We start from the raw sequence: 11,968 nt of genomic DNA on the forward strand, positions 1-11,968 counted from the left end.
TTTGCGTCGCTTTTCCGGCAGGCTAGAGTCTAATCTAACAAGCACATTGATGTGCCTCTTGCACGGAGACTGGCGGCCTCTCCCTCGTCACAGGCAATTCGCCTTGAAACAAGGAAGTGTCATGAACAACCCCATCAAGAATATCATCATCGTGGGCGGCGGCACTGCGGGCTGGATGGCCGCCTCGTACCTCGTCCGGGCGCTCCAACAGCAGGCGAACATTACGCTCATCGAGTCTGCGGCGATCCCCCGGATCGGCGTGGGCGAGGCGACCATCCCGAGTTTGCAGAAGGTGTTCTTCGACTTCCTCGGGATACCGGAGCGGGAGTGGATGCCCCAAGTGAACGGCGCGTTCAAGGCCGCGATCAAGTTCGTGAATTGGAGAAAGTCTCCCGACCACTCGCGCGACGATTACTTCTACCATTTGTTCGGCAGCGTGCCGAACTGCGACGGCGTGCCGCTTACCCACTACTGGCTGCGCAAGCGCGAACAGGGCTTCCAGCAGCCGATGGAGTACGCCTGCTACCCGCAGCCCGGGGCGCTCGACGGCAAGCTAGCACCGTGCCTGCCCGACGGCACCCGTCAGATGTCCCACGCGTGGCACTTCGACGCGCACCTGGTGGCCGATTTCTTGAAGCGCTGGGCCGTCGAGCGCGGGGTGAACCGCGTGGTCGACGAGGTCGTGGAGGTTCACCTGAACGACCGCGGCTACATCTCCAACCTGTTCACCAAGGAGGGTCGGACGCTGGAGGCGGACCTGTTCATCGACTGCTCCGGCATGCGGGGGCTCTTGATCAACCAGGCCCTGAAGGAGCCTTTCATTGACATGTCCGACTACCTGCTGTGCGACAGCGCGGTCGCCAGCGCCGTACCCAACGACGACGCGCGCATGGGGATCGAGCCGTACACCTCCTCGATCGCCATGAACTCGGGGTGGACCTGGAAGATTCCAATGCTGGGCCGGTTTGGCAGCGGCTACGTCTTCTCGAGCAAGTTCACCTCGCGCGACCAGGCCACCGCCGACTTCCTCGACCTCTGGGGCCTCTCGGACAAGCAGCCACTCAACCAGATCAAGTTCAGGGTCGGGCGCAACAAGCGGGCGTGGGTCAACAACTGCGTCGCTATCGGGCTGTCGTCGTGCTTTTTGGAGCCCCTAGAATCGACGGGGATCTACTTCATCTACGCGGCGCTTTACCAACTCGTGAAGCACTTCCCCGACACCTCATTCGACCCACGGTTGACCGACGCGTTCAACGCCGAGATCGTCTACATGTTCGACGACTGTCGAGACTTCGTCCAGGCGCACTATTTCACCACGTCGCGCGAAGACACGCCGTTCTGGCTCGCGAACCGGCACGACCTGCGACTCTCGGACGCCATCAAAGAGAAGGTTCTGCGCTACAAGGCGGGGCTGCCGCTGACCACCACGTCGTTCGACGATTCTACGTACTATGAGACCTTCGACTACGAATTCAAGAACTTCTGGTTGAACGGAAACTACTACTGCATCTTTGCTGGCTTGGGCATGCTGCCCGACCGGTCGCTGCCGCTCTTGCGGCACCGACCGGAGTCGATCGATAAAGCCGAGGCGATGTTCGCCCGCATCCAGCGCGAGGCCGAGCGTCTGCGGACGAGCCTGCCGACGAACTATGACTACTTGAGGTCGCTGCGCGAGGGCGACGCGGGGCTGTCTCGCAGCCAGCCTGGGCCGACGCCCGCGGCGCCGGAAATCCTGTAGTGGAGCGCGCCCTGGGCCGGGTATGCGCATTCGCGGCCACGCACGCTGCCGTGGCGGCCTGCGATCCGCTGCAGGCGCGCTCGCTCGTTCTGCAGCTGCCGGGCCTGAACCGTAACAAGGACGTGCCCGGCATCGTCGGCCTGCTGCGCGAGCTCCTCCCGGCGCGTGGCGTGCCCTCCGGCTGGGGCTTCGTCGAAGCCGCCGCCGCGATGCGGGACATCGGGTTCTTCCTGGGGTCGCTCAAGCGGCACGGACATGAGCCCGCTGACGTGGTGCCCGGGCTTGAGCCGGTGCTGCTCGACTTGGCGCGCGTGACCGACCTGCCGCCGCGCGAGACGCTCCTGCATGTGACGGTCTGGAACCCCGCGGCGGCCGACGCGCAGCGGAGCTACACTGGGCTCCGCGACGAAGCGCACCTGCTCGAGAGCGTGCGCATCTCGATGGCGGCCCTCGAGGCGGCCATCGCGGTGACCGTCGAACTGTCCGATGTGCCCCTGCGGTCGCCCGCGTTCGCGCAAGGGTGCGACGAGCTAGCAGCCTATCTGCAGAAAATGGTCGAATCGATCGTCTACGCGTACCGCTTCATCTCGCTGCAGGTCTTCTACGATGAGCTCCGCCCCTTCTACGAACCGATTCGAGTCGGTGGCCAGAGCTACCTCGGCCCCGGTGCCGTAGAAATGCCCCTCTTCGTGCTGGAGCACGTCCTGTGGGGCTCGCAATCGGACGACCAAGCTTATCGAGAATTCAAAGAGACGTACCTACCCTACGTGCTTCCCGCGTACAGGGCGGTCTACGCTCGGTTCGCTGGGGGGCCGGCGCTCGTCGACCGCGCGCTCGGCGAGGCGCGAGCGGTCGGTGCGCGGGGCGAGCCCGTCCGGGCTGGGCTGGCAGCCCTCGAGCGGGTCTTCAAGGTCCTGCTGCGCTTCCGGGCGCCTCACCTCAAATTGGCGGAGCGGGCGTACGAAGTCGGGCGAAGCGGCCCCGCAATCGGCAGCGGGGGGTACGCGCCCAGCATGCTCGGCAATCTACTCACGCTCACGTGTGCCGCGCGGTCCCGCATCCTCGCCGCGCTCGACGAATCCTGACGCGCGCGGCCATGTGTTATCTCACAAGGAGAGTTTGCCCCCATGACTCAGAAGAGCCACGCGAACGGGCGCGATAGCAACCACTTCGACGTGATCATCCTCGGCTCGGGCATGTCCGGCACCCAGATGGGAGCCATCTTGGCCAAAAAACAGTTTCGCGTGCTGATCATCGAGGAGTCGTCGCACCCGCGGTTCACGATCGGCGAATCGTCGATCCCCGAGACGTCTCTTATGAACCGCATCATCGCTGATCGTTACGGCATTCCGGAGCTCGACCACATCACGTCATTCTACTCGACGCAACGTTACGTCGCGTCGAGCACGGGCATCAAGCGCAACTTCGGCTTCGTGTTCCACAAGCCCGGCCAGGAGCACGACCCGAAGGAGTTCACGCAGTGCGTCATTCCCGAGCTGCCGTGGGGGCCGGAGAGCCATTATTACCGGCAAGACGTCGACGCCTACTTGTTGCAAGCCGCCATTAAATACGGCTGCAAGGTTTGCCAGAAGACTAACGTGACCGAATACCACGCCGATAAAGACGGCGTCGCGGTGACCACCGCCCAGGGCGAACGGTTCACCGGCCGGTACATGATCGACTGCGGAGGACCCCGCGCGCCGCTTGCGACCAAGTTCAAGCTCCGCGAAGAACCGTGTCGCTTCAAGACGCACTCGCGCAGCCTCTACACGCACATGCTCGGGGTCAAGCCGTTCGACGACATCTTCAAGGTCAAGGGGCAGCGCTGGCGCTGGCACGAGGGGACCTTGCACCACATGTTCGCGGGCGGCTGGCTCTGGGTGATTCCGTTCAACAACCACCCGCGGTCGACCAACAACCTGGTGAGCGTCGGCCTGCAGCTCGACCCGCGTGTTTACCCGAAAACGGACATCTCCGCGCAGCAAGAATTCGACGAGTTCCTCGCGCAGTTCCCGAGCATCGGGGCGCAGTTCCGGGACGCCGTGCCGGTGCGCGATTGGGTCAAGACCGACCGCCTGCAGTTCTCGTCGAACGCCTGCGTCGGCGACCGCTACTGCCTGATGCTGCACGCGAACGGGTTCATCGACCCGCTCTTCTCCCGGGGGCTCGAGAACACCGCGGTGACCATCCACGCGCTCGCAGCGCGCCTCATCAAGGCGCTATGCGACGATGACTTCTCCCCCGAGCGCTTCGAGTACATCGAGCGCTTGCAGCAAAAGCTTTTGGACCACAACGACGACTTCGTCAGCTGCTGTTACACGGCGTTCTCGGACTTCCGCCTATGGGACGCGTTCCACAGGCTGTGGGCGGTCGGCACAATCCTCGGGCAGTTCCGGCTCGTGCAAGCCCACGCGAGGTTCCGCGCGTCGCGCGACGAGGGCGACCTCGATCACCTCGACAACAACCCCCCGTACCTCGGGTACCTGTGCGCGGACATGGAGGAGTACTACCAGTTGTTCAACGACGCCAAAGCTGAGGTCGAGGCCGTGAGCGCCGGGCGCAAGCCGGCCGAGGAGGCTGCGGCGCGGATTCACGCCCTCATCGACGAACGAGACTTCGCCAAGCCGATGTTCGGCTTCGGGTACTGCATCACCGGGGACAAGCCGCAGCTCAACAACTCGAAGTACAGCCTACTGCCGGCGATGAAGCTGATGTACTGGACGCAAACCAGCGCGCCGGCAGAGGTGAAAAAGTACTTCGACTACAACCCGATGTTCGCGCTGCTCAAGGCGTACATCACGACCCGCATCGGTTTGGCGCTGAAGAAGTAGTCGGCCAACGACGACACAAAAACGATGAACGACATTCAATTGGATCAAGCGAGCGTCAAGAAGCATCCCCCGGGGGCGTACGACGCGACCACGCGCCTGGCCGCGAGCTGGTACGTTGCGATGCGCTCGGACGACCTCAAGGACAAGCCGACGGAGTTGACGCTCTTCGGCCGTTCGTGCGTGGCATGGCGCGGAGCGACGGGGCGGGCCGTAGTGATGGACCGCCACTGCTCGCACCTAGGTGCGAACCTGGCTGACGGGCGGGTCAAGGACGGGTGCATCCAGTGCCCGTTTCACCACTGGCGGTACGACGAGCAGGGCCAATGCGTTCACATCCCCGGCCACAGCCAGGCGGTGCGCCGGCTGGAGCCCGTGCCGCGCGGGGCGCGCCAGCCGACGTTGGTCACCGCCGAGCGATACGGCTACGTGTGGGTCTGGTATGGCTCCCCGCAGCCGCTGCACCCGCTGCCCGAAATCGCCGCGGCCGACGTCGACAACGGCGACTTTATGCACCTGCACTTCGCGTTCGAGACGACGACGGCGGTCTTGCGGATCGTCGAGAACTTCTACGACGCGCAGCACGCGACCCCCGTGCACGCGCTCCCGATCTCGGCCTTCGAGCTCAAGCTCTTCGACGATTGGCGCCAGTGGCCGGAGGTTGAGTCGCTGGCCCGGGCGGGCGCGTGGTTCGGTGCCGGGATCGACTTCACTGTGGACCGGTACTTCGGCCCCCTCGGCATGCTGTCGCGCGCGCTCGGCCTGAACATGTCGCAGATGAACCTGCACTTCGATGGCTACCCCGGCGGGTGCGTCATGACCGTCGCCCTGGACGGAGACGTCAAATACAAGCTGCTCCAGTGTGTGACGCCGGTGAGCGACGGCAAGAACGTCATGCACATGCTCATCTCAATCAAGAAGGTGGGCGGCGCCCTACGCCGTGCGACCGACTTCGTACTGTTCGGGCTGCAGACCAGACAGGCAGCGGGGTACGACGTCAAAATCTGGAACGGGATGAAGCCGGACGGCGGCGGCGCGTACAGCAAGTACGACAAGCTCGTGCTCAAGTACCGTGCGTTCTACCGGGGCTGGGTCGACCGCGTCGCGAGTGGGCGGTGATGCGTGAAGCCGAGCCGGTCTCGGCCGCGTCGCTCCGCCAGGCGCTCGCGAACCTGGCGAGCGGCGTCACGGTCATCACGGCGTACGGCGCGGCTGGCCCGCTTGGGCTCGCGGCCACCAGCTTCGTGTCGGTGTCGCTCTTTCCGAGGTATTCATGACTATCTGGCTGTTGCAACTCGTGCTGGTGATCGCGCTCTGCAACGTCTGCGGCCGCATTGCCGAACGGCTCGGCCAGTGCGCGGTCGTCGGCGAGATCGCGGCCGGTTTGCTGTTGGGGCCTTCGCTGTTCGGCGTGATCGCACCGAGTTTCTACGACGTGTTGTTCGGCCCACGTGCGCTGTCAGCGATGGCGCAAGTCGGCGAAGTCGGCCTGGTACTGCTCATGTTTCAGGTCGGTCTGCATATGGAGTTGGGCGAGACGCTGCGCGGCAAGCGCTGGCGCATGCCCGTCGCGATCGCAGCGGGCGGGCTCGTCGCACCGGCCGCGATCGGCATGATCGTCGCCACCGTCTCGAAAGGCACGCTCGCCAGCGACGCGCCGGCGCTGCCCTATGTACTCTTCTGCGGTGTCGCACTTGCGGTATCAGCGGTGCCGGTGATGGCGCGCATCATCGACGACCTGGCGCTCAGCGCCATGGTGGGCGCACGGCACGCAATGTCTGCCGCGATGCTGACGGATACGCTCGGATGGATGCTGCTTGCAACGATTGCCTCGCTATCGAGCGGGCCTGGCTGGGCATTTGCGCGCATGCTCGTCAGCCTGCTCGCGTATCTGGTGCTGTGCGCGCTCCTGGTGCGCTTCGTGGTTCGACCGACGCTTGCGCGGCTCGCATCGACTGCGCATGCGGCGCGCGACCGCTTGGCCGTGTTGTTCTGCTTCGTAATGGCGTCGGCACTCGCGACGTCGCTGATCGGATTCCATAGCGCATTTGGCGCACTTGCGGCGGCGCTGTTCGTGCGGCGTGTGCCCGGCGTCGCGAAGGAGTGGCGCGACAACGTCGAAGGTTTCGTCAAGCTTGTGCTGATGCCGGTGTTTTTCGCGTATGCGGGGCTGCATGCGTCGGTCGGCACGATCGACGACGCGGCATCATGGATGTGGTTCGGTGTATTCCTCGCGGGCGGATTCATCGGCAAGTTCGGCGGCAGCTATCTGGGCGCGCGTGCCACCGGGCTTGCGCCACACGATGCGATGCTGGTGAGCTCGTTGATGAATACGCGCGGCTTGATGGAGCTAATCGTCCTGTCAATCGGTCTGCAGATGCAGATCCTTCCGCCAAGGGTCTACACGATCCTCGTGGTGTTCGCGCTGGTGACGACGGCGCTGACCTCACCGCTGGTTCGATTCACGCTGCGCATGCAATCGCGCGCGATGCCAGCAATCCCGGATGCCGGCAAGTGAAGCGCGCCAGACATGTATACGCCGAGCCCATTTGGAGGCAATTCTCGCTCAGGACGAGGAACCCTTCAGTAGTGCCTGGATGGAGCAGACCTTCGAGCAGTACTGGGACTATGCCCGCCATGTCGTGGGCTGGACCAACAGCATGTTGGTGCCACCCGCCGAGCACGTGCTTCAACTGCTCGGTGCCGCCAGCCAGGTACAGCCGCTGGCCAGCGCCATTACCAATGCTTTCGACGACCCGCGCCAGTTCGCACCATGGTGGTTCGACGCCGAGCAATGTCATGCCTTTATCACAAAAATGAGCCAACAGGCTGAACCGCCCCGGGAGTCTCGGAGGCTCGTTGGTGTGAGTCATGCCGCCAGGGCTGACTCGTCGAGTTGTCGATAATACGCCGCTTCAGCTTCCGCCGCCGGGATGTTGCCGATCGGTTCCAGCAGTCGACGGTAGTTGTACCAGTCCACCCAGGTCAGCGTGGCCAGCTCCACGGCCTCGCGGTTCTTCCAGGACTGGCGATGAATCACTTCGGCCTTGTAGAGTCCGTCGATGGTCTCGGCCAGGGCGTTGTCGTACGAGTTACCCACACTGCCCACCGACGGCTCGATCCCGGCTTCGGCCAGGCGCTCGGTGTAGCGGATCGAGACAGACTGCACCCCTCCATCACTGTGATCGATCAGCCCGCCCTGTACCGGCTGACGGGCATACAGCGCCTGCTTTAGGGCATCCAGCACGAAGTCGGTACGCGCCGAACCGGAGACCTTCCAGCCAACGATCCGCCGGGCGAAGACGTCGATGACGAAGGCCGCGTGGACGAAGCCCTGCCAGGTCGACACATAGGTGAAAGCCGATACCCATAATGCATTCGGCCGGCTGACCTGGAACTGGCGATTGACATGATCCCGCGGGCACGGTGTCGTGCGGTCGCTGACCGTGGTGCGAGGCGTCTTGCCGCGCACCACGCCCCGCGGGCCCAACCTACGCATCAGCCACTCGACTGTGCAGCGCGCCCCCTCGAAGCCTTCCCGGCGTAGCTGCCTCCAGAGCTTGCGCGCGCCATAGACCTGGAAATTCTCGTCCCAGACACGCTGAACATGCTCGCAGAGCAGTTCATCCCGGCGTGCTCGGGCTGACTGCCGTGCGGGAGCGATTTTCCGGGCCACAGGCTCGTAGTAGGTCGACGAGGCAATCGGCAGTACCTTGCGGATCGGTGCGGCCGGCCAGGCTCGACCCCGTGGACCTGGCGGTGATCGTCGATGAAGGCCTTCATCGCTTGAAGCGGCGGTCGAGCTCCGCCTGGGCAAAATAGGCTGAGGCCTTGCGCAGGATCTCGTTGGCTTGGCGCAGCTCACGCACCTCCCGCTCGAGCGCCTTGATCCGTTCACGCTCTGGCGTCGTCTGTCCCTCACGCAGTCCAGTATCGCGCTCGGCCTGTCTCACCCAGCGGCGCAGCGTCTCGGCTGTGCAGCCGATCTTCGCAGCGATGGAATTGATCGCCGCCCACTGCGACTCGTGCTCGTCCTGATGCTCGAGCACCATACGAACCGCCCGCTGCCGGACTTCAGGGGAATACTTCGTTGCTGTATTCATGGCTCCATCCTCTCAAGAGAAGAGTTGGAGCCTCCAGGAAACCCGGGGCGGTTCACAGGCCCATTTCACGGCGCAGGCGAGCGATACGGTCGCGCCCGGCAGCAAAGCCCATCGCAGCAAGTTCTGGCTGTAAGCGGCGGATACCCTAGGTCTCCCGGTTTTTACCATGGGCTGCCCTGATAGCCACCCGTAACCGCTCATTCTCCCGGTCTCGCGCCGAGGGGGCCCGCGCGTGCCAGTCGTGGAAGCCCGCGCGTGACACGCCCAGCACCCGACAAGCCACCCTTACTGGGAACAGGTGCCGATGCTCTTCTATCCACGCGTACCGGGCAGTGACTCCCGAGCAAAGTACGCGGCTGCTTTTTTTACGATATCCCGCTCCGTGCGGGCATCGGCGAGCTCCTTGCGCAGACGAGCATTCTCCGCCTCCCGCTCGGCAACGGTTCTCGCCCCTGGGGCTGGTTTCTCACTGCCTGCCATGGCAGCCGCCACCCAAGTGGCCAGCGTTCCCTTGGGAATGCCAAGCCGGCTGACCGCCTCTTTACGGCTCAGCTCTTGCTCGAGGACCAGCTTTACCGCTTCGGCGCGGAACTCTCTGGGGTAACTGTTTCTGATCATGTTTCACTCCCGATCACTGATGGTAGCAATCGAGACTGTCTGCCGAAATCAGGCTACCCCAGCCAGGAGGTATATCGCGCCTGCGATGCGCTCCAACAGACCATCAGCAGGTCTCTACCGGCAGGCCGGTATCAAGCAGGGCAGCTCGCACAGCGGGCGCCGCTCGCTGGCCGCGAGGGTGCTTGCCGCGACCGGGTGACGTAGAGACTGTGCAAACCATTCTCGGCCACCAGTCCCTTGACCGTTCCAAGCCGTATCTGACGAAACTATTAGACGAGCGTTTGAGGTTGCGCTTTGATGTTGAGCATATGCTTTGCATATGCAATGATTCGTTGCTATATTGCATATGTTAGACATATGTTGGAGGATTAAAATGCGTACTGTCTCTATTTTTAAGAACGGCAAGAATCAGGCGATTCGACTACCGAATGACATGGCTTATGAAGGCATCGGTGAGCTGGAAATCATGCGCGAAGGTGACGTAATCACACTTCGCCCGGTACGGCCAACATGGCAGTCCCTGGCCGAGGTGCCAAAAGCCGATGCCGACTTTCTTCAAGAGCGCCCACCAGTTGTTGGTGATGAAGACAGGTTCAATCTGTGACGACCTACATGCTTGATACCTGCATTTGCTCGTTCATCATGCGCGAACTCCCAGAGTCGGTGTTACAGCGGCTGGCGGCGGAGGTTGGCCAGAACAATCGAATCGTTATTTCTGCCGTCACCTACGCCGAAATGCGTTTTGGCCAGATCGGTAAGAAAGCCTCAGCCAAGCATAAAACGCTGGTTGATGAATTCGTGAAGCGACTAGACGCAGTGTTGCCATGGGATCAACGCGCTGTAGATGCGACCGTTGAAGTAATGCGAGCGCTGACCGAGGTTGGCACGCCAATCGGCCCCAATGACACTGCTATCGCAGGTCATGCGATAGCCTCCGGCTGTACGCTTGTGACAAACAATGTTCGTGAATTTGGCCGTGTACCTGGCCTAGTTTATGAGGACTGGGTTTAGGAGAAAAGCACGCATGAAAACAATTACCGTACACGGCCCGCAGGGCGGAAGCGGGAAAACGACCCTGTAACTCTAGCGAGTTTGGGGTACGGTTACGCCAGCCATGACCCTCTGAACCCTGTTCAGGGCGAGCCGAAAGGAGGCGTCTTGATCATCGACACTTCGCCTCAATGAAGCGAAGGGAACGCTCGCTCGGTAGCCGATGCTGATGTGCTGATCCTCCCTGTCAGCTCGGCAGCAGGTGCGTCCGTAATGCGGGGAGTCATCCCGGCAAAGCGCCTCGTCAAGGGCAAACCATGGATTTGCAAAGAGATATCGGCCTCAATTGCCACGGAACTGCCGTTTTTGAGCAATCGAGCGCTCGGCCAGGAAATGACGGGGGGACTAATTCACATGGTATGGACCGCCTCCCCCCGGCAGCGGGCCGGCCGCAGCACCTCTGCATCGATAGAGGATCCTCGCTGCTCGGCATCGACGTGCCACAGTGAAGCGTGTGAGTAGCAAGCATCACTTGATGCCGGAGGATCCACCATGAAACAGAGCGTGATCGGCATGGATATCGCCAAGAAGGTTTTCCAACTGCATACCGTCGATCGAAACTCCGGAAAAATCGAGCGCATCAAGCGGCGGCGCGATGAAGTCCTGGCGTTCCTCACCTAGCCTCAGCCCTGCCTGGTGGCGATTGAGGCGTGCGGCAGTGCCCACTGGTGGGCACGTCAGCTTCGCCAGCAGGGGCATGAGGTGCGACTGTCGGCCCCGCGCTCGGTTCGTCCGTTCGTGCCACGCAACAAGACCGATGCGGCTGATGCCCAGGCCATCTGGACCGCCGTTCAGCAGCCGGGCGCTTGCCTGGTCGCTATCAAGCAGGCTGATCAGCTGGCCATCCTCTCGCTGCACCGTATCCGCGCCCAACTGCTGAAGTTTCGCATCACGCAGAGCAATGCGCTGCGCGGCCTGTTCTATGCGTTCGGGATTGTCTTGCCCAACTAGCCAACGCTATGCCGGAAACCTTCGCCAAGGCGGAAAATCAGGTTCCTCCTGTACTTCTGGAGAGCCTGCGCGAGCAAGGGTCGCGAGTGCTCAGACTGGACGAGGAAATCCGGATGATCGAACGCCGCTTGAAACGCTAACTGCGCGAGAATCCCGACTGTCAAAACATTGCAGGAATCCCCGGCATCGGTTTATTGACCGCCACTGCCGCCGTTGCCTCACTGGGCGACGCGACGACTTTTCGTTCCGGCCGTCAGTTCGCCGCCTGGCTAGGACTGGTTCCCCGGCAGACCGGTACCGGCGGTCGAGTTCGCCAACTGGGGTGGAGCAAGCGAGGCGACAGCTATCCGCGGATGTTGTTGATGCACGGGGCCCGCTCGATCCTCGCCAGAAGCCAGAAATCCGGGTAGCTTGAGCGCTTGCTGGCCAGGCGGCCTTACAACGTGGCGGTTGCCGCACTGGCCAATAAACTGGCCCGAACCCTGTGGGCCATGCTGGCCAAGGGCTCTCCATACCGGGCGGAACGCTTTAGCGCATGTCCCGCGGAGCATTGAAAACAGTAACCAACAGGCTTCACAAGGAGCGCGAGCGGTAAGCATGTGATGGCGGAACAGCTCAGACCGTGACGAGGTAAACCTGGTAAGGAATATGAGCCATGGGCGCTGCCCTCAGCTCGATTT

At 62.7% G+C, this 11,968-nt stretch carries 8 protein-coding genes, 5 pseudogenes and 1 other annotated feature; of the genes and pseudogenes, 11 read left to right on the forward strand and 2 right to left on the reverse strand.

Features of this window, described 5'->3' with window-relative positions; genetic code table 11:
* Positions 1–121 precede the first annotated feature (121 nt).
* The 7 genes and pseudogenes from ACGI6K_RS22720 to ACGI6K_RS22750 all read left to right on the forward strand — a co-directional run.
* Entirely contained in the window at positions 122–1,738 is a 1,617-nt protein-coding gene (locus ACGI6K_RS22720) for a tryptophan halogenase family protein (protein ID WP_376947798.1), read from the forward strand.
* Positions 1,738–2,823: a monodechloroaminopyrrolnitrin synthase PrnB family protein gene (locus ACGI6K_RS22725; protein WP_376947796.1), complete on the forward strand. Its 1,086-nt coding sequence runs from the start codon at positions 1,738–1,740 to the stop codon at positions 2,821–2,823. Before ACGI6K_RS22720 ends, ACGI6K_RS22725 begins: the two co-directional genes overlap by 1 nt.
* A gap of 42 nt (positions 2,824–2,865) precedes the next feature.
* On the forward strand, positions 2,866–4,569 hold the full coding sequence (locus ACGI6K_RS22730; RefSeq protein WP_376947794.1) for an NAD(P)/FAD-dependent oxidoreductase: 1,704 nt from the start codon (positions 2,866–2,868) through the stop codon (positions 4,567–4,569).
* Between the two features lie 24 nt (positions 4,570–4,593).
* Positions 4,594–5,685, forward strand: coding sequence for a Rieske 2Fe-2S domain-containing protein (locus ACGI6K_RS22735; protein WP_376947792.1), 1,092 nt, complete (start codon positions 4,594–4,596; stop codon positions 5,683–5,685).
* Positions 5,685–5,843, forward strand: coding sequence for a flavin reductase family protein (locus ACGI6K_RS22740; RefSeq protein WP_152390194.1), 159 nt, complete (start codon positions 5,685–5,687; stop codon positions 5,841–5,843). The genes ACGI6K_RS22735 and ACGI6K_RS22740 overlap by 1 nt, the downstream gene beginning before the upstream one ends.
* On the forward strand, positions 5,840–7,084 hold the full coding sequence (locus tag ACGI6K_RS22745; RefSeq protein ID WP_376947790.1) for a cation:proton antiporter: 1,245 nt from the start codon (positions 5,840–5,842) through the stop codon (positions 7,082–7,084). Before ACGI6K_RS22740 ends, ACGI6K_RS22745 begins: the two co-directional genes overlap by 4 nt.
* Before the next feature lie 34 nt (positions 7,085–7,118).
* Positions 7,119–7,376, forward strand: a pseudogene (locus ACGI6K_RS22750) (styrene monooxygenase/indole monooxygenase family protein); the annotation flags it as partial.
* A gap of 59 nt (positions 7,377–7,435) precedes the next feature.
* Here the strand turns inward: ACGI6K_RS22750 and ACGI6K_RS22755 are convergent.
* Both ACGI6K_RS22755 and ACGI6K_RS22760 read right to left on the reverse strand, forming a co-directional pair.
* Positions 7,436–8,669: pseudogene (locus ACGI6K_RS22755) on the reverse strand (IS3 family transposase).
* Positions 8,261–8,391, reverse strand: a sequence feature (AL1L pseudoknot). (Overlaps the previous pseudogene by 131 nt.)
* A 55-nt stretch (positions 8,670–8,724) precedes the next feature.
* Positions 8,725–9,287 (reverse strand): annotated as a pseudogene (locus ACGI6K_RS22760) (transposase); the annotation flags it as partial.
* A gap of 66 nt (positions 9,288–9,353) precedes the next feature.
* Here ACGI6K_RS22760 and ACGI6K_RS22765 point away from each other — a divergent pair.
* The 4 genes and pseudogenes from ACGI6K_RS22765 to ACGI6K_RS22780 form a co-directional block, all read left to right on the forward strand.
* Positions 9,354–9,585: pseudogene (locus ACGI6K_RS22765) on the forward strand (tyrosine-type recombinase/integrase); the annotation flags it as partial.
* A gap of 75 nt (positions 9,586–9,660) precedes the next feature.
* Positions 9,661–9,891 carry a type II toxin-antitoxin system VapB family antitoxin gene (gene vapB / locus ACGI6K_RS22770; RefSeq protein ID WP_376948887.1) on the forward strand — a complete coding sequence of 77 codons (231 nt, stop codon included), beginning with the start codon at positions 9,661–9,663 and terminating at the stop codon, positions 9,889–9,891.
* A complete protein-coding gene (locus ACGI6K_RS22775) occupies positions 9,888–10,298 on the forward strand; it encodes a type II toxin-antitoxin system VapC family toxin (protein ID WP_152390090.1) in 411 nt (136 codons plus the stop codon). The genes vapB and ACGI6K_RS22775 overlap by 4 nt, the downstream gene beginning before the upstream one ends.
* A gap of 531 nt (positions 10,299–10,829) precedes the next feature.
* Positions 10,830–11,842 (forward strand): annotated as a pseudogene (locus tag ACGI6K_RS22780) (IS110 family transposase).
* Positions 11,843–11,968: the final 126 nt, after the last annotated feature.

Source organism: Azorhizophilus paspali (assembly GCF_043587585.2).
Classification (GTDB): domain Bacteria; phylum Pseudomonadota; class Gammaproteobacteria; order Pseudomonadales; family Pseudomonadaceae; genus Azotobacter; species Azotobacter paspali.